The sequence below is a fragment of the Paenibacillus curdlanolyticus YK9 genome, assembly GCF_000179615.1.
In the GTDB taxonomy this organism is placed as follows: Bacteria; Bacillota; Bacilli; order Paenibacillales; family Paenibacillaceae; genus Paenibacillus_T; species Paenibacillus_T curdlanolyticus.
Genome location: NZ_AEDD01000015.1, coordinates 56,381 through 80,647 on the forward strand (window position 1 = coordinate 56,381; position 24,267 = coordinate 80,647).

Here is a 24,267-nt window from a genome sequence, read left to right on the forward strand (position 1 = left end):
CTGCATCTGGGATGTTTGCTGCGGCGACTGCTCCCGCGTCCGAGGCAGCTGCTCCTGTGCCCGTGGCTGACGCTGGCGTTCTTCCATCCGCAGCTGCTGGCCCTCGCGCAGCATCGCCGTCGTTCCGGTGCGTGACACCTCTCGAATGCCGTAAGGCTTCAGAAGCTCGATCATCGCTTCGACTTTGTCGCTATCGCCTACGGCTTGGATGATGATGCTCGACGGTCCGATATCGATGACCGATGCTCGGAACGTATCAACGACGCCCATAATCTCGGGACGCTGCGCGGGCAGCGCCGATACATTGATCAGCGCGAGCTCGCGGGCAACCATGGGGCTGGCGCTGATTACCCTGACTTGAATGACGTCGATCAGCTTATAGAGCTGCTTTTGAATCTGCTCGATCATTGCGTCATCGCCACTCGTCGTAATAATCATCCGCGACAAGCCGGGCTCCTCGCTAGAGCCAACCGTAATGCTGTTGATATTGAAGCCGCGGCGGCCGAACAAGCCGGACACCCGCTGCAGCACGCCGGGCTGATCCTGCACAAGCACGGCAATCGTATGCGTCGCTAGTTGCTGCTTCATCATAGATTTTCCCCCTCAATCATTTGATCTAAGTTGGTGCCTGGGAGCACCATCGGATATACGTTTTCTTCCTTCGGAATAACGAATTCGATCAGCACAGGTCCTGGCGTGTCGAGCGCTTCCTGCCATACGCGCCGTGCCTCCTCCTTCGTCGAAGCTCGCAGCCCTTTTACGCCATATGCGCCCGCCAGCTTCACGAAATCCGGACTTCCTTGCAGGTCGATATGGACGAATCGCTGCTCATACATCAGCTCCTGCTGCTGCTTCACCATGCCCAGCACCTGATTGTTCAGGATAACGATCTTGACCGGCAGGTTATGAATGGCACAAACCGCGAGCTCCTGCGCGCACATTTGGAAGCCGCCGTCGCCGTTCACCGAGATCACGAGCCGATCGGGATTGCCGACCTGCGCTCCGATAGCGGAGGGGAAGCCGAAGCCCATCGTGCCGAGGCCGCCAGAGGTAATGAGCGAGCGAGGACGCGTAAATTTATAAAACTGTCCGACCCACATCTGATGCTGACCTACGTCGGTCGTTACGATGGCTTCGCCTTGCGTTGTCTCGCTCATCATCTCAAGCACGTACTGCGGCTTGAGCTCCGTCTCCGAGTCGGCGTAACGAAGCGGGTGGGTGCGCTTATTGGCTTCGATCTCGGCGAGCCACGCCGCAGAGCGCGACGGCTTTATCGAGCCGCTCGCAAGCGCCAGCGCCAGCAGGGTGCGAATGTCTCCGACGCAGCCGATGTCGGTCTTTACGTTCTTGCCGATCTCGGCAGGATCGATGTCGAGATGGGCGATCACGCGCGCTTTCGGCGCGAAGCCTGCTACACGCAGCGTAATTCGGTCGTCGAAGCGCGCCCCGATCGAGATGAGCAGATCGGCGTTCTGGATCGCGGTATTCGCCGTATACGCGCCATGCATGCCGCCCATGCCCATGAATAGCGGATGGCCGCTCGGGAAGCCGCCAAGGCCCAGCAGGGTAGCGGCTACCGGTATTTGCGTTTTCTCTGCGAACGCCATTAACTCTTGCGCAGCGCCGGAGTAGACGACGCCCCCTCCTGCAAGAATGACAGGCCGTTCCGCTTGTGCGATAGCCTCCAACAGCCGCTCGATCTGCATAAGGTCAGGAGCTGGCGTGGGCGGGTAGCCTTGCAGCGCAATCGAGGTGCACGGTTCGTAAGCAAACGTATGGTTTGAGATGTCCTTCGGGATGTCGATGAGCACCGGGCCTTGGCGGCCCGTGCTTGCGAGATGGAACGCCTCATGCACGATTCGCGGCAGGTCCCGAACGTCGCGAACGAGATAGCTGTGCTTCGTAATCGGCATGGTGATGCTTACGATATCCGCTTCCTGAAATGCGTCTGTGCCCATAACGGTTGTCGGTACGTTGCCTGTAATGACGACCATCGGAACCGAGTCCATGTACGCGGTAGCGATGCCGGTGACAAGGTTGGTCGCGCCTGGCCCGGAGGTGGCGATGCAGACGCCAACCTTGCCAGTGGAGCGGGCGTAGCCGTCTGCCGCATGGATCGCCCCTTGCTCATGGCGCGTTAGCATATGCTTGAAGTCGGGGTTACCGACCATTGCGTCGTAGATGTACAAAACATTGCCGCCAGGGTAGCCGAAGACACAGTCGACTCCCTCCTGCAATAGGCTGCGCAGCAGCGCTTCCGAGCCGGTCACGATAGCCGGGTCCACGTGCTTGCCCTCCAAATTTGTCGTTGCATTCGCGTTCGTACTTGTTGTCATCGATGCTTCCTCCTCGCGTGTAATGGCAAAATAACCCCTTTCATCCCATACCGGCAGCATGTGCCGAGTACGAAGGGACGAAAGGGGTTAGCTTATCGTGGTACCACCCTGATTCGCTGGCATCCTGCGATGTCCAGCCTCAGGAGGCAAGGCGAGCGCAAGCTGCCTTGTCTCCGCGCGATAACGGGCGCATGACCGTTCTGGCATACTGGCCGAATTTTGCAACTCGGGAAGGGCAGCGGCGCATGGCACCTGCTGGCTCTGTCCGATCGGCGTTCCGCTAGAAAGCTCCGAGACGACATCATGGCGGGATTACGGCGAAGGTCGCAGCAGTTCCTTCGCTCTCTGGGCGCAAGAGCCCGCACACTTTTATTCTCATCATCGCATGGCATATGAATGCACAAAACCCCTCTCATCCCGTTCCGGCAGACGACTGCCGGGACGAAGGGACGAAAGGGGTTAGATTTTCGCGGTACCACCCTGATTCGCTGATGCCTTGCGGCGATCAGCCTTGTGGGCAAGGGAATGCTTGGCGCATTGCCTTGTCACGGCACGGTAACGGGTGCCACTTCGTTCAAGCCTACTTGCCAGCTCCCGCGATTGCATAAGCGATTCGTCAGGCGTTCGGATGAAAGCTCCGAGAGGACATCATACAGGGGGTTATGGCGAAGGTTGCAGCGTTTCCCTCGCTCTCTGGACATAAGAGCCCTTGCACTTTCATTCTCATCTGCGCTTTTTTAACATGATTCATTTTGAATTTCACTCATGATAGCACAGTTCATCTCACTTGCAAAGCAGGCATTTGAAAAAATAGGAAGTCTACATATAATGCGATTTTTCCGGACCAGACGGGAAGCGTGCAGGCCAAAAATGGCTTCTCGCACATATATATGCGCCAGTTGGCAAAAGATGAACAGGTGTTTATGAGGCATTCGCGTCAACGCGATTTGCCCGGGCTACATCGACACGCCGATGATCCAAGGGCGCAGCGAAGCGGTGAATCAGCATCTCATCAGCCTGCATCCGATGGGACGGCTGGGCAGGCCGGAGGAGGTTGGCAAGGCCGTGCTATTCCTTGCAAGCGAGGATACATCGTTCATTACCGGCACCACGCTGCTCGTCGATGGCGGGTATACGGCGGTGTAAATTAGCTTGGCTCCCGAGTGGCAATATAGTATGCTGGATTTAGATATAAATCCCATATTTTGAAGAATCCATCCATCATGTCCTGCTTGAAATATTACTCGCAAGGAGGAAGCGCATGAGTGTGAATAACAAGGTTCATGAAACGCAGCAAGCGTATGAGCCTATGCAGCTGCAGTCGCCATATGTAGACGAGGGCCTACTGCCGATGCAAATCATCGAGGGCGGCGGGAACGCCCAAAGTGCTGATTTTAGCGCAATGCCCGCGCCAGTTCGCTACTTCGGTTACGCCTTTCTTGGACTGATGCTTTCGTTTGTCCTAGCTGTTGTTTATGTCAGCATGTTCCGATAACGGCATGTCCGCCAAGTCGAATAGACGGCTCCCCTCAAACATGCTATGATCTCAGGAGCAGCAACTATTAGCGGCCCATACGGGGGCTAATCGCAGAGGAGAACGTGACAATGGCTAGAACGAAAAACAAACGCGTTGCAGGCGTGAGCAAGCTTGACCACCGGGTGACGGTGCAGTTGAAGGAATGGGCGGGCTTGAGCGGCTTTTACGGCTATAAAGACATGGATCTTGAGCAAGTGCTGGCACTGCTCAACACCGAGGGCTGGAAGACGGAAGTCGACAGCTCGGATCCGAACGCGCGCATTCTGATTATGCTTAAGGGCGATACGGTTCGTAAAGGCAAGTTCGTGATGGACGACAAGGGTCGTGCCCTGAAGCTCCACTAAGCGCGGACAGGTCTCTTTTTTCTAACGGACCTCAGAGTCGCTATTCACCTCTAAAAGTGTCCGTTGCAACTGTAACGGACTCCACAGCCGCTATTTAGCCATTTTGTTGCTTCGTGAGGACGATATTGGCCGAATAGCGGCTGTTCGGTCCGTTGCTATGAACGTTTTAGTCAATTCTCCAGTATTTCCATGCAGTTTCTCAAGCACTAAGCGCGGGAGCAAATATGCGAGCGACGGTTGGCACGCTGCTATCCGTGGGTTGGTTACCACATTTTATGCCTTCGTCAAAGAGAGCGATCACAAGCTAGCAACGCACGTTCAGTTTTTCAACTTAGTGCAAACGGACCACGTGGATTCTCTCTTGAACCTTCGTTTGCTCCCGGGCCTAGTGCTCGAGATTGTTTTTCTTTCTGGCGTGTTTGAATACAGCCTAGAACTAGGCTAAATTTGTTTGGTCACAGGTGCGAGCGGCCGCCCATATAAAACCAGCCAATTCACGAGCGACTGCTCCAATTGCCACATTTTTGTGCTTATTCATTCCAAAAACAAGCCGGCGATACTTCTTATGCAATCTCTCTTGCGCTTTCCAGGACAGCAGTTGCAAGTTGGGCGGCATGCCATCTAACCGTTTTGCCAATTCCCCTTTTACCGATGGGCGGTGACGGTAACTCCAGGCAGACTCTACCAAGGCTCGCCTTAAATGAGGGTTGCCGGCTCTTGTCATGCCTCCTCTTTTTACACTTTGCCCTGTCGAGTGTTCGCGCGGAACTAAGCCTAAATAGGCCATTAATTGCGCAGGTGACCGGAAGCGCTCAAACGAGTCAATCTCGGCGGCGATTGTAATTGCCGTAAGCAAAGCGACGCCGCGCAGGGACTGCAAGGCCTGAATAATTGACGCATGAGGGCCTTGGGTGCCTAATTGGAATAGTGCTTTTTCAATTCGCGCCATGCGTTGTTCAATTTCTTCGAGGGCATGCAGCATCTCAGTAAAGCAAAATTGCAGCGCCTCTTGTTCAAAAGTAAGCTGTCCAAGCCACTCCCGATACTTTTTGGTCCACCGACGTTTTATCGTTACGGGCGGATGGATCTGGTGACGAAGCAAAAACTTCAAAATGCGTTGTGCAGCGCGGTGCTTGTCTTCTTTCGCAGCTTCACGAGTACGAACAAGGTCTCGCAACGCTTCGCTGTCACGCGATGGAACATGAATAGGCGTCAGTTCTCCTGCACGGAATAGTCGAGCGAGTTGCACCGCGTCTCGACGATCGGTTTTAATGTGATCGCCTGGTCGTTTCGGGATGAGAGAGGGAGCAATGACGACACAGCTAGCGCCCATTGTTTCAATCCAGCGATAGGTTTCGTAGCCAGTCGGCCCAGCCTCGTAACAAAACGAAAGGCTTCCCGCCGGACCTAACTCTTTGATTAGTTTTCGAAGGGCAGCCGGGGTATGCGCAACGGTTCCGTAGTAACGAGGCGCTTCTCTTCCCTCGTCAGCAATAGCAACAGAAATTTTTTCTTTGGACACATCTAAACCGATGTATTTTGTGGCAGAATGCATAGTAACAGCTCTCCTTTTGCTTGTAGCTCTGAAAATGGTGGTTTTCACACTATCCATTTTTAACCTACGACCTGAAGCAAATACGGAGAGCTGTTACTTATTTACGTTCATCATAGCTAGCGCGCAAATGTGCATAATTGTGGTCGAATAAGGGCTGCTTGGTCCGTTAGAATTTCAAAATGTAAAAGGGTGATCCCAAGCTTATGCTTCGGACCACCCTTTTTTTGCATCGACTATTGCGCCCAAAAGTTAACGTTGACGTGAACGTTAGGTTTGGAATAGTATAAGGAAGTCGCGATACTACGATACGGAAACAGCATTGGAGGTCGAGGCGCAATGGGCCCATACAAGATTGACGAGGTTTCGAAGGCATCGGGCCTGACGAAACGAACGATTCGGTATTACGAGGAGCTGGGGCTCATGCCCCCTCCGTCTCGAACGGATGGCGGGATGCGGTTGTACACGCAGGAGCATATCGATCGGCTGAAGCAGATCGTGAATGCCCGCGATATTCTCGGTTCCTCGCTGCAAGAGATTCAAGCGTTCGTCGCGATTCGCGAAGAGCTTCAGGATTACAAGAAGGCCTATGGCCAAACCGTAGACAAAGCAGAGAAGCGGCGCCAACTGGAGAAGACCCGGCCAATGATCGAAAAGCAGCTGCAGATGCTCGATGAGAAGCTGGAGAAAATGACGCAGTTTCGCCGCGATATCGGTCAGATCTATCAACGCGTATGCATCGCCCTCGATCAAGAACACACACCAAATGAAGGAGTTTGAACAACTATGCAGTCCCCGTCTAAAACCCAATCTCAACCCACGCCATTACAACCGAATACGAGCATGTTCAACCAGCCGATCGCGGTATGGGCAATCGCCTTTGCCAGCATCATCGCGTTCATGGGCCTCGGATTAGTCGATCCGATCTTGCCGTCCATCGCGAAAAAGCTGCATGCCTCGTCCAGCGACGTGACGCTGCTCTTCACGAGCTATAACGCCGTTATGGCCGTCGCCATGCTGATTACCGGCGTTATTTCTTCCCGACTTGGCGCCAAATGGACGCTCGTCCTCGGCGTTGTCATCATTGCGGTCTTCGCCGCGCTCGGCGGCAATTCGAATAGCATTACGGCGCTCGTACTGCTGCGCGGCGGCTGGGGGCTTGGCAATGCTTTGTTCGTCGCCACTGCATTAGCGGCAATCGTGTCGCTGTCACGGACAGGCGTTGCAAAATCGATTATTTTGTTCGAAACGGCCGTAGGCCTCGGGATCTCCGTTGGCCCGCTGCTTGGCGGCGAGCTTGGCTCCATCTCATGGCGCGGCCCATTCTTCGGCGTAGCGATACTCATGCTTCTAGCATTCATCCTTTTGATCGTCCTTATGCCATCGCCGAAGGCGAATAAGTCGGCACGCAAAACATCGCTCGCAGATCCATTCCGCGCGCTGAAACATCGTGCGCTTCGCACATTCGGCATCGCGGCGTTCCTGTATAACTTCGGCTTTTTCACCTTGCTCGTCTATGCGGCGCTCGTGCTCGGCCATTTGGGCCTTGATGAGCATGGATTAGGCTTCGTATTCCTCGGCTGGGGACTGCTGCTGGCAATCACGTCGGTCTTCATGGCGCCTAAGCTGCAGAAACGGTTCGGCACGTTGACGTCGATGTGCCTTATGCTCTTTTTGTTCGCGTTGACGCTGTTCGTGATGGCGCAATGGACGACGGACAAAACAGTCGTCATTTGCATGGTCATTCTGGCAGGCGCGTTCCTTGGCAACAACAATACGCTCATCACGACGGCGGTCATGAATGCAGCGCCAGTCGAGCGTTCGACGGCATCGGCCGCATACAGCTTCCTGCGCTTTATCGGCGGCGCCATTGCGCCGTATCTCGCAGGAAAGCTGGCGGAATGGTTTAACCCGCATGTGCCATTCACGGTCGGCGGCGTATGCGTTATGCTCTCGGTCATTTATTTGTGGGCAAACCGCAAGCATCTGAAGCATGTTGATGAAGCAGAGGGCCACTAAAGCGGGCCGAAGTGAAGTGCAGTCTCGTCCCCTTCCTCAGTCTGATGACTGGCGAAGGGGATTTTATATTTGGGATTAAATGGAATAGTGGGTGCAACCTCTCTTGTGTTCCTAGACCAGTTCTGGGACAATAGAGAGAGCGATTGAAACAGGCCGAGGATTGCATTGGCGATTGTGAATTGTGAAAAGAGGATCGACAGATGATGACAAACCTACCATCCATTTATGGATTAACGCAGGACCAGCTTGCCGCATGGCTGCTGGAGCGAGGACATAAGAAGTTTCGAGCGACGCAGGTTTGGGAATGGCTTTACAGGAAGCGGGTAACTGACTATGCGGCGATGACGGATGTTAATCCGGATTGCATTGCGCTGCTTGCAGAGCATTTTGCAATAACGACGCTAGAAGAGCATACCAAGCAGGAGTCGACCGACGGGACGATCAAGTTTCTACTCCGTTTGACGGACGGCAACTTGATCGAGACGGTGCTTATGCGGCATAAGTTCGGTTTATCGGTGTGCGTGACGACACAGGTCGGCTGCAACATCGGCTGCAGCTTCTGCGCAAGCGGGCTGCTGGCGAAGAGCCGAGATTTGACGAGCGGCGAGATCGTTGGGCAGATCATGAAGGTGCAGCTGCATCTCGATCAGGCGGGGCAGGGCGAGCGGGTGACGCATATCGTCGTGATGGGCATTGGCGAGCCGTTCGACAACTTCGCGAATATGGTCGACTTTATCAATGTGGTGAAGGATCATAAGGGGCTGGCGATTGGGCCGCGGCATATTACAGTGTCGACCAGCGGGCTGGCGAACAAAATTTACGAGTTTACCGATTCCAACCTGCAGGTGAATCTGGCAATCTCGCTGCATGCGCCTAACGATGAGCTGCGTACGCGCATTATGAAGATTAACCGTGCGATTCCGATTGCGAAGCTGATGGAAGCGATCGATTACTATTTGGCGAAGACGAACCGCCGGATTACGCTGGAATATATACTGCTCAAGGACGTGAATGACCGCAAGGAGCATGCGCTGGAGCTGGCAGAGCTTGTCGGCGAGCGTCGAAGCCTTGCGAACGTCAATCTCATTCCGTACAATCCGGTAGATGAGCACAGCCAGTACCAGCGAAGCGAGCAGGATTCGATTCGCGAGTTTTATGACACGTTGAAAAAACAAGGCGTCAGCTGCAGCGTTCGCCTTGAGCACGGCACGGACATTGATGCCGCCTGCGGCCAGCTGCGAAGCAAGCAAATTCGGTCCGCTAGAGAAGCATAAGCATGCAACAACGTCCCGCACTCCCTCGTCTGAGAGATAGCGGGACGTTGCGCGTTGGAATAGCGCGGCTAGCGTGCTAGCCGGCAACCGTAGGAGATTCAATGGACTCATTCGTCTCAACAGGCAGCGGACGGAGATTTCGGGCAATGCAAAATTGCGCGGTATAATAGGTGGTCATAATGAGCGTTCCAGCATACTGGATCTCGGAGACGAACAGGTTCCAGCTCAGGAACGAGTCCGATATCATGAACAAAACCGCGCCTACTGTCGCCCAAAGTCGGCCCGTCATGATTGCCGACCATGTCATAAGCCCGATGACGGTTATGTAGAGCAGGACCGGAATGATGAGCTCCTGTTTGTTATCTTGAATAAGCGACTGGACGAGCTGTGTACTCATGAATACGGCATATGCCGCTATTGGGATCAAGGTAGCTGCCCGAAGCTTGGAGAAACGCCATTGGCCCAAGAAGCCGCTCATGTAGAACAAGTGTCCGATTAGAAACGCAGATAGGCCAATTACGAACCATCCCAGTAGGCCGTCACCTAACATGCAGAAGATCAGACCGATCTGGGTAAACCAGTGAAAGCGGTTGCTATTATCTGGACTATTTAAGTAGGCATAGGAGATCATTAGCCACATTGGAATTAATTTGAATAAAAGCTTAACCGCATGCGGCTCAGCAGGAATGATGAACATATAAAGCGCGCTCGTAAGTAAGATGAGTGCAGGCAATGCGAACTTCAGTGTCATCGTATCGCTCCTTGGTGAAAGATGGCATATGGTATCATTCTATCACGAACCTTCTAGAAAGGAACGATGAATGTGCAAATCTATGAATTGCTGGAGCATCAGAGGCAGTTATTTGCTTCCGGGCGAACGCGCTATTTTGAAGAACGGCAGCATCGGCTGCGCGAATTAAAGGCGGCCCTTAAGCGGCATGAGCCGGCGCTACTGCATGCATTGAAGCAGGATCTGAACAAATCGGAGCTGGAGGCCTACTCGACCGAAATCGGACTCGTTTATCACGAGATTAACCATACGCTGAAGCGGTTAAAACGCTGGATGAAGCCGAAGCGGGTGCGAACGCCGCTAACGCATTTGGGAAGCAGAAGCTATATTATGGCGGAGCCTTACGGTGTTGCGCTCATCATTGCGCCTTGGAATTACCCGGTGCAGCTCTCGCTGCTGCCGTTGATCGGCGCGGTTGCGGCCGGCAATACGGTCATCTTGAAGCCCTCGGAGCTGGCGCCGAATGTGGCGGAGGCGCTGGCGGCTATCATAGGCGAGGCATTCGAGCCGGAATGGGCGACAGCGGTGCTGGGGGGCGCGGAAGTGAGCACCACGCTGCTCGCGGAGAAGCTGGACTATATCTTTTTTACCGGCAGCGTAAAAATCGGACGGGCTGTCATGACGGCTGCTGCAAGCCAGCTCACGCCGGTGACGCTTGAGCTGGGCGGCAAGAGCCCATGTATTGTACATAAGGATGCAGATCTTGCGTTAGCTGCAAAGCGGATCGCATTCGGCAAATTCACGAATGCCGGGCAGACATGCGTTGCGCCTGATTACGTGTATGTACATCGCGAGGTAAGGGAGCAATTCGTGGCGCACTTGGCGCAAGCCATTCAGGAGCTTTATGGCCAGGAGCCGCTTCATAATCCCGATTACACGCATATCATTAGCGATAGGCATTTTGCGCGATTGGCGAGCTTTTTGTCCAATGGTCATCCCGTTGTTGGCGGGCAGGTGGATCCCGAGCAGCGGTGCATTGCGCCGACGGTGCTTGAAGGGGTAAATTGGCAGTCGCCGGTTATGCAGGAGGAGATTTTCGGCCCGATTCTACCGCTGCTGTCGTATAAATCGATTGGCGAGGTGTACGATGCGGTGCTTGAGCGACCAAAGCCGCTGGCGTTGTATCTGTTCAGCAATAGCCGCGTGCAGCAGCGCGAAGTGCTGCAGCGTCTCTCGTTCGGCGGGGGCTGTGTGAATGATACGCTGCTTCATTTTGCTTCGCCGTATTTGCCGGTTGGCGGTGTGGGAGACAGCGGAATAGGCCGGTATCACGGGGCAAATTCTTTCTTCACTTTCTCGCATCAGAAGAGCGTGCTGCATCAGACGACGCGGTTTGACATTCCGTTCCGATACCCGACGTCTCGGCGCGGATTGGCGATTATTCGCAGGCTGCTGAGGTAGAAAAAGACGGAAATGGCACTATTATTAAAGCGCTTTCAATTGAAATGTCAAACGCGTAGTTGTATAATACAAATATAGCTTGTTTACCTTATTCGCTACATGAGGGGGAATGACACATGCAAGCGCATGAGATCATGAACAGCCAAGTGTACAAAGTAAAAGAAACTGATAAGGTACGCTCGGTCATCGAGAAGTTCATTGCCCATGGCATCAGCGGTGTTCCAGTCGTGAATGAGCGCAATGAAATTGTCGGTTACGTGAGCGACGGCGATATTATGCGTTACATTGGCAAGCATAAGGATTATGTGATTGATTGGTTTTATTATTTGGCGGTAGTCAAAGGCGACAACGAGGAGTTCGAGGAACGGGCGAAGCATTTGTTGAACCTGAACGTCATGACGATTGCGAAGAAAAAAATCGAGACTGCGCAATGGGACGACGAGGTGGAGACTATTGCAGCGACGCTCGGAAACAAGCAGATCAAGAAAGTGCCGGTTGTCCGCAAGGGCGTGCTCGTCGGCATCATTAGCCGCGGCAACGTGATCCGGCATGCGTTCAAGAGCCTGCTTTAATCGATAAGAACGGCAACGCGCAGCGTTATCTAAAATAAAAACCGCAGGCCCACGGGCCTGCGGTTTTGCTGTTGAAGCGGATGCTTATTCCTGTGGAATGGCATCGAGAAACGATTGGTTAAACTTGCCGAGCAGCTCGCCGAACCGCTCGCGGTCTTCCTCGGGCCACTCGCTCAGCATATTCTGGATAAAATTCAGCCGTATTTCTTTGAATTGCGCCAGCATTTGATTGCCAAGCTCCGTCTTATGCAGCTCATAGGACCTGCGATCATTCGGGTCCTGAACCTTGTAGACGTACCCTTTTTGCTCGAGGGCGGCAGCTTGTCGACTAACGGTCGAAATATCGAGATGAAGCCCGTCCGCCATTGCTTTAACACCTGCGGGACCATGGGCGGCAATGTAATGCAGCAGCAAATAAGCGGACCGATCCAGATTGCCCAGTTTCCGATTGGATAAGAACGTGATTCGGCGCAAGAGCAATGCCATCTCAAGCTCAATCGTTTCGATAGATGGATCGTACATAACCATACCTCCAACTGTGCAATATGCATCTATCGTAGCACAATGGCCAACGTTTTAACATTGCTGGGGACAGCTTTGCCCTGCCGTTATACTTTGTACAACGAGAAAGGTGTGCGCGGCCTGTCCCGGGGGTTCTCCGACCGCGGTCCGCACTCAACTCCAATACAACGCTAAGCACAAAATAGGGGAGCCCTCAGCCATTGTGGCTTTTGGACGCCCCCATAAAATCAGGATGCTTGCTTTGCTCGTTCGCGCCGTTCGATTGCCCGGAACGTTAAGCGAATCAGCGGCGGAACGGCGAAGTAGATCATCCATGTTCGGAAAACTTGATAACAAGTTACGATGGACAGATCGGCGTGTACCTCATTCGCGATCAAGCCCATTTGGTCCATGCCGCCGGGCGCCAAGCTAAGAAACGATGTCGCCGGCGACACGTCATGCAGTACCCCGAGCAGCACGCTTAAGCCGAAGGCGCCGCCCATGAGCAGCACGCCGCTCAAGAGGGCGAGCGATGCCATACGCAGCTTGTTTGTCAAATTCTCAGGCTTCAGCAATAGTCCGACGTAGGTGCCGATAATAAACTGCGCAGTATTCAGGACGCTTAAGGGCAGCACCGGGCCATGGACGCCGGACAAGTGGAGCGCTGCCGTGACGATCATAGGCGCGAGGACGAATGCTGACGGAAAACGGTAACGCTTCGCAAGGAGCGAAGCGCTGACGCATATCGCCCCATACAGCAAGATATGGGCGTCCATGCCGCTCCAGTCGGCAGCCGCTCTGCCCGCGGCGATTGCGCCAGACGCCCCTTCAGCATGGCTAGCTCCGAACAGGGGGCTGAATATAAGCAGCGGCACGCCGAAAATGATCATAAGCAGGCGGGATACTTGCAGGAACGTTATGATCGTAATGTCGATGCCTTTGGTATCCTCGGCGAGGACAAGCACTTGATTTAATCCGCCCGGGATGCTCCCCATGAGTATCGTCGGGAACGAGATGCCGGATAATTTGGATATGATAACGGCAATCAGCACGCAGAACAGCAATAGAAGCGTCGTCATGAGCACCATGGTCGGCAGCTGATGGCGCATTTGGCCCAATGTTTCAACTGTAAAAGACAAGCCGATGGAGTAGCCGATCGTAATGAGAGCTCCATTGCGAAGCAGCCCAGGCCAGGACGGCTTAATGAACGGTAGCGCCCGCGTCCCCGCCAGCATGAAGGACATTGGGCCGAGCAGCCAAGGCAGCGGGATATTCAGCCACTTGAACAGAAGCCCGCCCGCGAGGGCAGGCAGTGCAGTGAACAGCAGCCGAACGACGGGATGCGAGAGGCGGGTATGGGCGTTCGGCGAAGAGGGTTCGGTAGATGGCAGGCTGCTGCTCATGGCAGCTACGCCTGCGCTGCTGCGGCTAGCTCCGCAATACGCTTGTTCACGTCAGGTCCGCTATAACGCCCGCCGTGGTAAGCGATGACCGTTTCGATGTCGTAAGCGGCCAAGCGCGACAACGATTGGGTTGCAAGCGTAAGATCCGGCGTCATGGCAGGGATCGGGCCGCACAGTACGCCGTCGGCAATGACCATGGCGTCGCCTGCGATAAGTGTTTTGCTCGCATGGTGGTACAAGGAGACATGGCCTGGCGTGTGGCCCGGCGTATGGATAACGGTCAGCCCTCCGGCGATAGACAGCGTCTGCCCGTCGATGATAGTGTCGGTTACATTTTGGCGTTCGCCCGAGAAGGTCCGTTCGAACGATTCGCGCAGCGCAGCAGGCATTGCCTGCAGCAGCATCGCGCGCCGCTCCGGCGGGAATTTGATCGGTGTTGTCGTGCCATTGATTGCCGATTGATCGCCTTCGTGTGCATAGACAGGCAGTTGTCCGTCTGCGGCATGCTTCTCCAGCCATTCCGGGAGACCGCCGATGTGATCGATGTCTTGATGGGTAAGCACAATGCCGCGCAGCCTCAGCTGCTGCGTATCGATGTCCCCTTGCGCGATCAGCGATTGGGTTTGTTCATAATAGCCGGGCATGCCCGTATCGATTAGCCAGTAGCCGGTTTCGTCAATCATGACGGTCGGGTTCAAGATCATCGAACGTTCACCGGCGGACACGTGAAGTTCAAGCATTTCGATTTGTGGTGCTATTCTCATTTGGAATCGCCAAAGCCTCTTAATCGAAGCCGTGGCTCACCTCCTTGTGCAGGCTTATTTGATTGGTGAAAACTCATGAGTTCAATATATGACCTTATAGTTTTCGTGTCAACAGCCAGCATTGACCTGCTCACTTGATCGTGGCAAGATGAGGTAGGGTGGTGCTGACGAATGGAACAGTTGAAACGTGCCAAAATCATAGATACCGCAATTGTCGTATTTCGGGATAAAGGCTACGCTGCCGCATCCATGCAGGACATTGCAGAAGCTTGCGGGATGGCGAAGGGAAGCATATATAAGCATTTTAATTCTAAGGAAGATTTATTTACCGAGGCGTTCACCGCATGCCATCAGCTGTTATTTGCGCAAGCGGAGGAGCTGGATCGTACGATGTCGGCGAACAAGCTGCATTCGAAGGAACGGCTGCGGAGCAAGATCGAGCTGCTCATGGATTACGCTATTGAATATCATCTGTTTTTGTTTGATTTCAAAGAGCTTCCGATTAAGGACAACGAACGATTTCGAGAGGCTTGGAAAAATAAAAAGGCCACGCTGCTCGCTTGGCAGCGGGACTGTCTGATGGAAGCGTACGGTCCGTCGCTCCAGCGTTACATATGGGATGCCGTCGCTGTATTCCGCGGCGTTCTGACGGAATACTTAACCCACGCGAATCAGCGCACGCTGTCGCTGTCGATGGCAGAGCTTGCGGCTTTCATCGTCGCTCGTCTGGATGCGGTCGTGACAGACCTGATCGAGACGGCGCCAGAGCCAGTGCTCGTGGAGGCTAACGCCTATTTTCATCATCTGAATCCGATGGACGAGCAATCGCGACAGCAAGTGCTGCTGCAATTGCTCGCAGGGATACAAGCTTTCATTCAAGGGCTGGACATGGCGGAGCGTTCGAAGGGCGAGCTGCTGGAGGTGGCGGGGCTGCTGCAGACCCAACTGGAGCAAGAATCGCCGAATTCGCTGCTGACGCGCGTGTATATGGCTTATTTGGACACGCAGCCGGAGCTTCGTCCAAGCATTCGCCAGCTGAAGCACATGCTGTAAGAGAAGCGGCGGATGCGCCGCATGAGAGAATAGGGAATAAAAACCTGCTCTATCGGCTCGCGGATGCGCCGCATGAGGGAATAGGGAATAAAAACCTGCTCTATCGGCTCGCGAATGCGCCGCATGAGGGAATAGAGAATAAAAACCTGCTCTATCGGCTCGCGAATGCGCCACATGGCGGAATAGGGAATCAAAACCTGCCCTATTGGCATGCGAATGCGCCGCATGAGGGAATAGGGAATAGAAAACTGCTCTATCGGCTCGCGGATGCGCCGCATGAGAGAATAGGGAATCAAAACCTGCTCTATCGGCTCGCGGATGCGCCGCATGAGGGAATAGGGAATCAAAACCTGCTCTATCGGCTCGCGAATGCGCCGCATGAGGGAATAGGGAATAGAAAACTGCCCTATTGGCTCGCGAATGCGCCGCATGAGGGAATAGGGAATAAAAACCTGCTCTATCGGCTCGCGAATGCGCCGCATGAGGGAATAGGGAATAGGGAATAGAAAACTGCCCTATTGGCTCGCAGGCGAGCCGCATGGCGGAATAGGGAATAAAAACCTGCCCTATTGGCTCGCAGGCGAGCCGCATGGCGGAATAGAGAATAAAAACCTGCCCTATCGGCATTCAAATCAAGACCGTTGTCCATGCCCGCTAGGGTCGGGGGCAACGGTTTTATTTCAATTACTGAGGAGGAGTGCTGATGTCCAGCTTCCAAACAAATGAGAACGTAGTGCCGGAGCAGGCGCAAGCATGGGTGTTGCAATCGATCGGCAAAGGCGCGGAGTGGATAGCGTCCAATCGGCTGAAAGGCGGGGTGTCCGCTGCGGTGTATGGCGTGACGCTTCGCGTTGGCGAAGACAGCGTACGGGTTGTCCTTCGGCTGTTTGATAACGAGGATTGGCTTCGGCAGGAGCCTGATTTGGCGCGGCATGAGGGCACTGTGCTGGAATGGGTATCGCGCACCGATGCAACGGCGCCGCAATTGATCGCTTATGATGAGACGGGCAGCTTGGCTGGCATGCCTGCCGTGCTCATGTCGCATCTGCCGGGGGCTGTCGACCTGATGCCTATAGACCAGGCGCAATGGCTGGATGAGCTCGCGGCCGCGCTGTCCCGCATCCATTTAACGGATGCGAATGACCTAACGTGGGCATATTTTACCTACCAAGATGTTTCCGTTTGGGAAATGCCGACTTGGTCTGTGCATACAAACGATTGGGCGCAAATTCAAGCAATTGTGCGGGGGCCGCGGCCGGCATTTGACCCCGTATTCATTCACCGCGACTATCATCCGACGAACGTGCTATGGGAAGCGGGCAAAATAAGCGGCGTAGTCGACTGGGTCAATGCGTGCATTGGGCCTGCCGGCGTGGATGTCGGGCATTGCCGGATGAATCTTGCGCTGCTGTTTGGCACGGCTGCGGCAGATCAATTTTTGGAAGCGTATCTCCGCCATGCTGGCGAACGTTTTCGTTACGATCCCTACTGGGATGTGATCACGATGGCCAATTTTTTATATGGCCCACCTGGCGTTTACCCAGGCTGGACGGCGCTTGGCGTTTCCGGACTGACAGATGCGCTCATGGCCGAGCGGACGGATCACTATATGAAGAGTTTGCTGCAGCGCCTTTAATCCATTTTTTGACGGCGTAATTCGAGTGTTGATCTCTAAGAAAGTCGCCTAAAAACCGATATAAATGGAAGAGAGAAATCGGAGAAATCGGTTTAGGTCATTGGAACTAATTAAATTTAGGCATAAGGTCTCACCTTACGGGGAGGCAATTCCTCTATAATAGTAATGATATAGTTCGACATGGTGTGTCAATTATTGACATTTTAACTGAAAAGGTGTTGAGCAGGAAGTGATTTCTCCTTTTTTCAAGAAGAAAGAGACAACAGACAAGCAAGCGGACCAAAATCTTAAAAAAACGAACGCTTCTACGCAGCCTCTAGAGGGTCAAGGCGAAGAACGTGCTGATGAAGTTTTTGTAGAGGACGTACAGTCCGTCATGGCTTCGGTAGGCAAAGCGAATATGGATAAGAAATCGCTTGATTTGGTATTTGCCGTAGAGCAAATTATTCAAGCTAGACAGCATGCGGAATTGAGCATTTATGAACTCCAAGACCGTTTGACGCATTCCGCCGGGCATGTCGATCGCCTCAATCGCGATCTTAAGAACCTCAATAAAGTGATCGATGAGCGTGAGAAAAACATTCTTGAGCTTGAGCAAAAGCTGACGGAGAAAAACCTCAAGGTCGATCAAGTGATGGAGGATTATCGGGAGCTGCAAGGCACGATGACCGCCGAGATTGAGGAATTGAAGAGCGTAATAGATCTGGAGCAGCAGAAATACGGCAGCTTGCTGCAAAAGCATAACGAAGCATTGTCAGATAAAGCCAAGAAAATTAATGATCTCGAGGACAAGATCGGAAGACTCGAAGTTGAGAACTCACACATGAAGCAGAAGTACGAATCGATGCGCCAAGAGAAGAATTATTTGTCCAATATGATCAGCGACTTCACGAGTCGTATGTCCGCGCCGCTTGGGCAAGGCAAGAACGATCGCGCAGGCGATTAATATCGATGTCCTTGTCACGAGGGTAGGAGAAAGACGAGGACCTCTTCATGGAAAATTACACTGTCCAGATGATAGAGCTATTAGCGCTCAAGCAAAGCTCCACTGGTTATCAGATGGAGCTTATCATAACCCGAAACGATGGAATCGTGTTCAACGATGTCCTTGAGATAGATACATATACGTACGACCAGCTATCCCTGCTGCAGCCGCTGGGCAACCGTGTCCGGCTCTCGCTGTACGCAAAGTGGGACCCTTATCAGCGAAGCTATTACAGCACGCTGGTCCGCGTGAACGGCACGTTTAGGGAAACGCTTTATTTTGCTTGTTCCGAGGACTATGTGTCGCGGTTGAAGGAATTAAAACATTTCTCGCCTAAGGATATGGGCATTGAAAATGCTGGATCAGGGCAGACAACGGCGGAGCCGTCGGCATCAGGGAAGTCCAATGCGGTGGGAATCATCCAGTTGGGTCAGAATCGGTGGACGATGACACTGCGATGGCTCGTTATTGGGATTATGCTGCTGCTGCTGTTCCTTCGGGCGAACGATTTGCTGTTTAACGATCCAGCGATAGCTAGCAGCTCGAATGTGACGATGCCGCTGACGCAAGGCCCTACGATTACAAAAATCGAGACGAATGGCGTAGGGCTTGCCCCGGCTGGCTTCTTGCGAGAGATGCCTGAGATGCCGGACGAGAAACGGCAGGCGAATGAGCTGGCTGTGGTGAACAAGCCGGCAGCCCAGTCGGAAAGCAAGCCAGCGGTTAAGCCTGCGAAGCAGAAACAGCCGGCGGCGAACAAGCCGAAGCCCGCATATGGTATCATGAAGCTTTCCGCGGACGAGTACACCTATGACTTGCCTAAAGGCTATGTGGCACTGACGTTCGATGATGGACCGTCAGTTTACACGAAGCAGCTGATTGAAATTCTGAAGGCTAACGATGTGGCGGGGACGTTCTTGTTCATTGGGAGCAACGCGAAGCGATACCCGGATATTGTCGAATATGCGTACAAGCAGAACATGTCCGTGGGCAACCACTCTTGGGACCATAGCAAGCTGACGCGCATGAACAAGCAAAGCAGCGAAGCGAATATCGCGAAGGCGAACAGCGAGCTGGACAAGGACGGGGCGAAGTCGGTTACGGTGTTCCGGCCTCCATATGGATTAATTAATGATGCATTGGCGGGCGCAGTGAAAGATCAGCAGATGAAGGTGCTAATGTGGAATCGCGATCCGGAGGATTGGGATGCGAATACGCGCGATGAAATTATTGAGTACTTCGAGAAGATCAATCCATCCGGCGGTATATACGTCCTGCATGAGAAGAAGCATACGGTAGAAGCGTTGCCTGCAATCATCCAATACTTAAAGAAGAAACAGCTGAAATTCGTCATTTTTCAATAAGCGATGAACGTTGCAAGGGTGTCCCGAAGCCACAATGGCTGAAGGGCACCCTCTTTGTTTGCGCTGCGGCATCGGTTGGCGTTCGTGCGTGCATTAATCAGATTAATAGCAAGCAGTCTGCTCATTGCATTTCGTACCAAACCTACCTTACTCGTTGTACAAAGCGCAACGGCATAGCAATTAGATAAGAGGAAGAAACTTCGTTCTGCGAAGCTGCCTTAGCAGGTCTATGTGGAGCAAATGAAAGGCTGCCCTAAAAGTGATATGCTCCACTTAAGGTAGACAGGTGAAATAATAAAACCTGTGTTGCCGTAAAGGGAGCATTTTTCATGTCTAAAAAAGAACATACAGCGGCTATTGACGATTACATTCACTTTTACAATCACGAACGGCTACAAGCAAAACTAAACGGCCTAAGTCCAATGGAGTTCAGGACGAAGGCCGCTTAATTAGCTTTTATTTTTTGCCTGTCTACTTGACGGGGTGCAGTTCAAAGTCTCTTGATGACTTTTGGACAGCCTCTTTGTGTTATTTAACCTGCATTGCAGTAACGCCGAATGCGCTGTATCCGTTAGTAGGCGTAACGTAGATCGTAAGCGCACCGCCAGTAAAGGACCATCCATTAACCGTTGCGCCTGGCGTCACATAAGGAATGTAATAGAACCCGGAGCCAAGCAACGAAGCCGGAAACGTAACGGTGATGCTGTCATCAGGCTGCTTCGCGGCAGTAACGCCGGTACCAGCAAGCACGGTGCCATCCTCTTTGATTACACCAGTGAATGTTGTAACGCCGGGCCCCGGCTCGCCTTGAATGCCCTGAGGCCCTTGAGGACCTGCTGGTCCAGTCGCGCCTGGGGCTCCATCCGGGCCAGCGGGACCAGCGGGGCCAACAGGGCCAATCGCCCCGGGCTGACCTGGGATGCCTTGTTGACCTTGAGGTCCGATTGGACCAATCATTCCTGGCTGGCCTTGCGGTCCAACCGGGCCAGTTTCGCCTTGAATACCCTGTGGCCCTTGCGGTCCAGCAGCGCCGGTATCGCCTTTTGTTCCTGTAGCGCCAGTTGCGCCTGCAGCACCTGTATCGCCTTTTGCTCCTGTAGCGCCAGTTGCACCCACCGCACCTGTGTCGCCTTTCGTTCCTTTGGCGCCAGTTGCCCCGGCTGCTCCAGCGTCCCCTTTAGGTCCAACAACATTCCACGAGATCAGCTGCTCTGTTTTGGCGCAAGAAGGCTTGGCCGGTTCTTGTTTTTTCGAATCGGCAGACGATGAAGCTTTGGTTGCTGTCGGAAGCAGCAGCCGCATCGAGCCATCTTTCTTAACGCAGGCTTGGAGCACTTGCGTCGTGGTCACTGGCTGGCTTGTTGCTGCATATACGCCAATGCCAGATAAGCAAAGAATAATAACAGCTGCAATGATAATAAATGCTTTTTTATTCACATACATGTACTTGAACACCGTCCTTAAATACGAATATTTACCTCTGGTATCATAGAATAGTTGAAAATTAACGTCAATAAATATTTTAGGGAGCTAAAATAAACATAAAAAGGCGCCAGTGATCGGATCACTGGCGCCTTCTTTATGAAGGAATCAATATTAGTGAGCAAGTGCGAACATGCCGTGGATGTGCGACAGGTAACGAATGTTACTTGCTTCTTTCATCAGCGTAGCAGGCAAGCCTTTGAGCTGCGTTGCGTTACCGCCGATTGTGCCTACGCCGTCTTTACGGCCGAGGCTGCCCAGCGTACCGGAGAATACGGGTACGAATTTATCCATCGTGCCGCCTTTGAACATAACGGACAGGTTGAAGCCGACAACTTCGCCCATTTGCCAAGCCAGCTGTGCTGTCGGCGGGTAAGGACGCTCGCTGCCCTCTGGGAATACAACCGCGCAGTCGCCTGCGAGGAATACATCCGAGTGGGACGTCGATTGCAGCGTCGACGTTACTGTCGAACGGCCGCGGTCTTCTGCGAGTCCGCAGCTGCCGACAACCGGATTGCCTTTAACGCCGCCAGTCCAGATAATCGTGCTGGACTCGATCGTTTCACCATTTTTGAGCGATACGGATGTTTTCGTTGCTTCCGTGATTGCTACGCCAGTGATGAAGTTAACGCCGCGTTTCGTCAAGCTCTCCATTGCACGGTCGATCAGCACTTTAGGGAAGATCGGCAATACAGCAGGGCCAGCTTCTACGCAGTACAGCTTAATGTCGTTGAAGTCGATGCCTTTGGCACGGCAAACTTCTGGCAGCTTGTCAGCGAATTCGCCAACGAGCTCAACGCCAGTCAGGCCGCCGCCGCCAACAACGATCGTTGCGTCAGCTTTGTTGCCCGATTTTTTGTAAGCGTCTAGACGCGCTTCCACATGGTTGCGAATGCGGTTTGCATCTGCAACCGACTTCAGCACGAGGCTGTTCTCTTCCAAGCCCGGGATGCCGAAGTAGTTCGTTTCGCTGCCTAGGGCTACGACGAGCGCGTCATATTTGTGGACAGCGCCGCTCTCAAGAATCACTTGCTTCTCGTTAGGCTTGATGTCCTTAACCGTATCTACAACGATGTTGATGTCTTTGCTGCCCAGAAGCTTATTCAGCGGCAACGCTACGGCGCCCTCTGCAATAGTGCCTCCTGCAAGACGGTGAAGCTCGGTAATGATTTGGTGAGTCGGGAAACGGTTAACGATCGTGATGCTAGCTTCCGCAGGCGTCAGGTGCTTGCGCGCTGTCATAGCTGCGAGGACGCCGCCATAACCGCCGCCCAGGATCAAAATTTGTTTCGACATGTCCATCCTCCATTCTTACTCAACCGTACAGTTGGTGTTAGTTTTTCCGTTCAGCCATTACGTTCAGGAAAGCCTGAGCGAAGCGAAGCGTTTTTTGTACTTCCGGGTCCTTCAGCATTTTGAGCATGCCGAACAGGCCAACCGTCGAAGTATCCGCTTGTGCGCGATCTCCTGCTTCGATTGCTGCTGCTGCGATGCCTTTTGCTTTTTCTTGAACCGGTTTGACGAACTCGCCAATACCTTGTGCAAAATCGTTAATAAGTACTTTGTCCGTTGCTACGCCATATGCGAAATCATAAGCTTTCGTCATCATCGTAACCATTTCGGCAAGCTTCGGCAGGTTTTCCACCAATACAGTCAGGGATTGTTGGATCTCCGGCTTCGTCAATTGATCAAGCACGTCTAACGATTTAGCTTCTTGTGCGAGGCCTACTGCCACCTCTTGTTGAGCTGTTTGAGACATAGAGAACGTCCTCCTTTGCGTTGAAGTTTCCTAGGCTGTGGTCTCGATTAAGGGTTGTAACATTTTTCACAATACACCACACGTATGAACCTAATCGGGTTTGACCTATTGATTCTATTCTACACCTTTTTGCACCGAAATAAAAAACAATTTAATTTTTTTAACTCGAATGTAAGCGATTTATTGCTGGGAATGGAATGAAATCGATGAAAACGTCCACAATATATCCGAAATTCGATAATTCTACGTGCAAAAGGAGAACAAATGTTCATGGTTAATCGATTCACTCGACTTGCAATGGCTTGCTTGTTGGCAACAACTGTCATCTCTCCCGCAGCGGTAAGCGCAGCGTCTGCGGAGAAGCCCGTTGCGCATCAGACCCATTCGGGCTGGACGACCAGCAAAGTAAAGCTCACCTGCGACATGCGCCGGCTCTGGATCGATCATGCGGAGTGGACGAAGTATTACATCATTAGCGCGATCGCGGGTCTGGAGGATCAGGAGCAAGTGCTGGCTCGATTGCTCCGCAACCAGCAGGATATCGGGAATGCCTTTAAGCCGTACTATGGCGAGGCGGCGGGCAATAAGCTGGCAACGCTGCTGCAGGAGCACATTTTGCTGGCTGGCAAAGTGCTAGCAGCTGCCAAAGCGGGCAATCAAGCGGAGCTGGCTGCAGCCAACAAGGAATGGTATCGCAATGCGGACGATATCGCGCGATTCTGGAGCAGCATCAATCCGAACTGGCCGGAGAATCAGCTGAAGGATATTTTGTACAAGCATTTGGAGCTCATTACAGAGATCGTTGGGGCAAGGCTGAAGAAGGATTGGGCAGCCGACATTCTTGCTACGGATAAAGGGGAAGATCACCTCATTATGCTGGCAGACGTTTTGTCCGCAGGCATTATGAAGCAGTTCCCGAAGGCGTTCAACAATTAAGCATGTAAAGTACAAGCAACGATTCGTCCTCCTGCATTTGCTGTAGCATCTCGTCAAATTACAGGAGGACTGAATCGATTGATTAGCTCAAAAGCATCCGACAAGCGCAGCTATTCGTCCAAATGCCAGCCAAAACGAAGACGAACCGCCACAACGCTCGCCACGTACACAACTGGCATCCTGCGGCGCCCGCCGGGCACGCAGTTCGCGCTCGTCGATGCTGTGAATCTCAGCGCGTTTAGCCGCAGCGTCACCGTTCGCGTGTATGACTGGTCCAGCGGCACGCCAGTCGCGTTGCCCGTATTTCCTTGCGAGACGCGCAGCTGCACATTGTGGCTAGGGGCGAACCGTTCGGATTTTTTGTACGCGGATGTTTCGAATGTTCAGTTCAAATATGAAGTTCGCATTACGCGGCTGGCCGACCGCAATCTGGTAACTAACGTGTTCGGCGTAAGCAACACGCCCTTCACGCCGCAGACAGGCGGTACGGTGCTGCAGAAAAATTTGGTCCGCATTCGGCGCATGCGATAGCGGAGCGAGCGGCAACGCTAATATAAAG

General features: G+C 53.2%; 23 protein-coding genes and 3 pseudogenes. 15 read left to right on the plus strand and 11 right to left on the minus strand.

The genetic code is table 11. From position 1 onward, the window contains the following. Positions 1-105: 105 nt before the first annotated feature. A pseudogene (gene ilvN / locus PAECUDRAFT_RS23100) lies at positions 106-588 on the minus strand (acetolactate synthase small subunit); the annotation flags it as partial. After that, positions 588-2,336, minus strand: a complete 1,749-nt coding sequence (gene ilvB / locus PAECUDRAFT_RS23105; protein ID WP_006040591.1) for a biosynthetic-type acetolactate synthase large subunit — start codon at positions 2,334-2,336, stop codon at positions 588-590. The pseudogene ilvN and the gene ilvB, both read right to left, overlap by 1 nt. A 927-nt stretch (positions 2,337-3,263) precedes the next feature. On the opposite strand from ilvB, the pseudogene PAECUDRAFT_RS25585 reads away from it, so the two are divergent. From PAECUDRAFT_RS25585 to PAECUDRAFT_RS23115, 3 genes and pseudogenes are all read left to right on the plus strand, one after another. Beyond that, positions 3,264-3,482: pseudogene (locus PAECUDRAFT_RS25585) on the plus strand (SDR family oxidoreductase); the annotation flags it as partial. A 115-nt stretch (positions 3,483-3,597) separates the two neighbouring features. Further along, positions 3,598-3,831, plus strand: coding sequence for a hypothetical protein (locus PAECUDRAFT_RS23110; protein ID WP_006040592.1), 234 nt, complete (start codon positions 3,598-3,600; stop codon positions 3,829-3,831). Between the two features lie 110 nt (positions 3,832-3,941). Continuing rightward, the gene (locus PAECUDRAFT_RS23115; RefSeq protein WP_006040593.1) at positions 3,942-4,217 is read left to right on the plus strand and encodes a hypothetical protein; all 276 of its coding nucleotides are present in this window, start codon (positions 3,942-3,944) and stop codon (positions 4,215-4,217) included. 436 nt (positions 4,218-4,653) lie between these two features. On the opposite strand, the gene PAECUDRAFT_RS23120 is transcribed toward PAECUDRAFT_RS23115, so the two are convergent. Beyond that, positions 4,654-5,772, minus strand: a complete 1,119-nt coding sequence (locus tag PAECUDRAFT_RS23120; protein ID WP_006036924.1) for an IS110 family RNA-guided transposase — start codon at positions 5,770-5,772, stop codon at positions 4,654-4,656. Between the two features lie 336 nt (positions 5,773-6,108). Here PAECUDRAFT_RS23120 and PAECUDRAFT_RS23125 point away from each other — a divergent pair, with 336 nt between their 5' ends. The 3 genes from PAECUDRAFT_RS23125 to rlmN all read left to right on the plus strand — a co-directional run bounded on the left by PAECUDRAFT_RS23125 (position 6,109) and on the right by rlmN (position 9,062). Then, positions 6,109-6,549 carry a MerR family transcriptional regulator gene (locus PAECUDRAFT_RS23125; protein ID WP_006040594.1) on the plus strand — a complete coding sequence of 147 codons (441 nt, stop codon included), beginning with the start codon at positions 6,109-6,111 and terminating at the stop codon, positions 6,547-6,549. 6 nt (positions 6,550-6,555) lie between these two features. Beyond that, entirely contained in the window at positions 6,556-7,788 is a 1,233-nt protein-coding gene (locus PAECUDRAFT_RS23130; protein ID WP_006040595.1) for an MFS transporter, read from the plus strand. Positions 7,789-7,988: 200 nt separating this feature from the next. Further along, positions 7,989-9,062 carry a 23S rRNA (adenine(2503)-C(2))-methyltransferase RlmN gene (rlmN, locus tag PAECUDRAFT_RS23135; RefSeq protein ID WP_006040596.1) on the plus strand — a complete coding sequence of 358 codons (1,074 nt, stop codon included), beginning with the start codon at positions 7,989-7,991 and terminating at the stop codon, positions 9,060-9,062. 76 nt (positions 9,063-9,138) lie between these two features. On the opposite strand, the gene PAECUDRAFT_RS23140 is transcribed toward rlmN, so the two are convergent. Beyond that, positions 9,139-9,813 (minus strand): lysoplasmalogenase, encoded by a 675-nt coding sequence (locus PAECUDRAFT_RS23140; protein WP_006040597.1) that lies wholly within the window; start codon positions 9,811-9,813, stop codon positions 9,139-9,141. 66 nt (positions 9,814-9,879) lie between these two features. Here PAECUDRAFT_RS23140 and PAECUDRAFT_RS23145 point away from each other — a divergent pair, with 66 nt between their 5' ends. Then, positions 9,880-11,253, plus strand: a complete 1,374-nt coding sequence (locus PAECUDRAFT_RS23145; RefSeq protein WP_040714073.1) for an aldehyde dehydrogenase — start codon at positions 9,880-9,882, stop codon at positions 11,251-11,253. A 116-nt stretch (positions 11,254-11,369) separates the two neighbouring features. Next, positions 11,370-11,825 (plus strand): CBS domain-containing protein, encoded by a 456-nt coding sequence (locus PAECUDRAFT_RS23150; protein WP_006040599.1) that lies wholly within the window; start codon positions 11,370-11,372, stop codon positions 11,823-11,825. 84 nt (positions 11,826-11,909) lie between these two features. On the opposite strand, the gene PAECUDRAFT_RS23155 is transcribed toward PAECUDRAFT_RS23150, so the two are convergent. From PAECUDRAFT_RS23155 to PAECUDRAFT_RS23165, 3 genes are all read right to left on the minus strand, one after another. Continuing rightward, the gene (locus PAECUDRAFT_RS23155; protein ID WP_006040600.1) at positions 11,910-12,347 is read right to left on the minus strand and encodes a MarR family winged helix-turn-helix transcriptional regulator; all 438 of its coding nucleotides are present in this window, start codon (positions 12,345-12,347) and stop codon (positions 11,910-11,912) included. 227 nt (positions 12,348-12,574) lie between these two features. Then, on the minus strand, positions 12,575-13,729 hold the full coding sequence (locus tag PAECUDRAFT_RS23160; protein WP_006040601.1) for an AbrB family transcriptional regulator: 1,155 nt from the start codon (positions 13,727-13,729) through the stop codon (positions 12,575-12,577). 5 nt (positions 13,730-13,734) lie between these two features. Then, positions 13,735-14,493 (minus strand): MBL fold metallo-hydrolase, encoded by a 759-nt coding sequence (locus PAECUDRAFT_RS23165; protein WP_006040602.1) that lies wholly within the window; start codon positions 14,491-14,493, stop codon positions 13,735-13,737. Between the two features lie 171 nt (positions 14,494-14,664). On the opposite strand from PAECUDRAFT_RS23165, the gene PAECUDRAFT_RS23170 reads away from it, so the two are divergent. Next, on the plus strand, positions 14,665-15,546 hold the full coding sequence (locus PAECUDRAFT_RS23170) for a TetR/AcrR family transcriptional regulator (RefSeq protein WP_006040603.1): 882 nt from the start codon (positions 14,665-14,667) through the stop codon (positions 15,544-15,546). Here PAECUDRAFT_RS23170 and PAECUDRAFT_RS25810 read toward each other — a convergent pair. Next, entirely contained in the window at positions 15,486-16,028 is a 543-nt protein-coding gene (locus PAECUDRAFT_RS25810) for a hypothetical protein (RefSeq protein ID WP_006040604.1), read from the minus strand. The genes PAECUDRAFT_RS23170 and PAECUDRAFT_RS25810 overlap by 61 nt on opposite strands. A gap of 221 nt (positions 16,029-16,249) precedes the next feature. Here PAECUDRAFT_RS25810 and PAECUDRAFT_RS23175 point away from each other — a divergent pair, with 221 nt between their 5' ends. The 4 genes and pseudogenes from PAECUDRAFT_RS23175 to PAECUDRAFT_RS25435 all read left to right on the plus strand — a co-directional run. Further along, positions 16,250-17,182 carry an aminoglycoside phosphotransferase family protein gene (locus tag PAECUDRAFT_RS23175; RefSeq protein WP_006040605.1) on the plus strand — a complete coding sequence of 311 codons (933 nt, stop codon included), beginning with the start codon at positions 16,250-16,252 and terminating at the stop codon, positions 17,180-17,182. A gap of 229 nt (positions 17,183-17,411) precedes the next feature. Continuing rightward, positions 17,412-18,128, plus strand: a complete 717-nt coding sequence (locus tag PAECUDRAFT_RS23180) for a hypothetical protein (RefSeq protein ID WP_006040606.1) — start codon at positions 17,412-17,414, stop codon at positions 18,126-18,128. Positions 18,129-18,175: 47 nt separating this feature from the next. After that, entirely contained in the window at positions 18,176-19,531 is a 1,356-nt protein-coding gene (locus PAECUDRAFT_RS23185) for a polysaccharide deacetylase family protein (RefSeq protein ID WP_006040607.1), read from the plus strand. A 326-nt stretch (positions 19,532-19,857) separates the two neighbouring features. Next, positions 19,858-19,980: pseudogene (locus tag PAECUDRAFT_RS25435) on the plus strand (IS3 family transposase); the annotation flags it as partial. Positions 19,981-20,059: 79 nt separating this feature from the next. Here PAECUDRAFT_RS25435 and PAECUDRAFT_RS23190 read toward each other — a convergent pair. The 3 genes from PAECUDRAFT_RS23190 to PAECUDRAFT_RS23200 all read right to left on the minus strand — a co-directional run bounded on the left by PAECUDRAFT_RS23190 (position 20,060) and on the right by PAECUDRAFT_RS23200 (position 22,772). Further along, positions 20,060-20,974 carry a collagen-like domain-containing protein gene (locus tag PAECUDRAFT_RS23190; protein ID WP_006040609.1) on the minus strand — a complete coding sequence of 305 codons (915 nt, stop codon included), beginning with the start codon at positions 20,972-20,974 and terminating at the stop codon, positions 20,060-20,062. A gap of 153 nt (positions 20,975-21,127) precedes the next feature. Further along, positions 21,128-22,309, minus strand: a complete 1,182-nt coding sequence (locus tag PAECUDRAFT_RS23195) for an NAD(P)/FAD-dependent oxidoreductase (RefSeq protein WP_006040610.1) — start codon at positions 22,307-22,309, stop codon at positions 21,128-21,130. Between the two features lie 37 nt (positions 22,310-22,346). Next, on the minus strand, positions 22,347-22,772 hold the full coding sequence (locus tag PAECUDRAFT_RS23200) for a DUF1641 domain-containing protein (protein WP_006040611.1): 426 nt from the start codon (positions 22,770-22,772) through the stop codon (positions 22,347-22,349). A 264-nt stretch (positions 22,773-23,036) separates the two neighbouring features. Here PAECUDRAFT_RS23200 and PAECUDRAFT_RS23205 point away from each other — a divergent pair, with 264 nt between their 5' ends. After that, the gene (locus tag PAECUDRAFT_RS23205; protein ID WP_006040612.1) at positions 23,037-23,708 is read left to right on the plus strand and encodes a hypothetical protein; all 672 of its coding nucleotides are present in this window, start codon (positions 23,037-23,039) and stop codon (positions 23,706-23,708) included. A 78-nt stretch (positions 23,709-23,786) separates the two neighbouring features. After that, a complete protein-coding gene (locus PAECUDRAFT_RS23210) occupies positions 23,787-24,239 on the plus strand; it encodes a hypothetical protein (RefSeq protein WP_006040613.1) in 453 nt (150 codons plus the stop codon). Positions 24,240-24,267 lie beyond the last annotated feature (28 nt).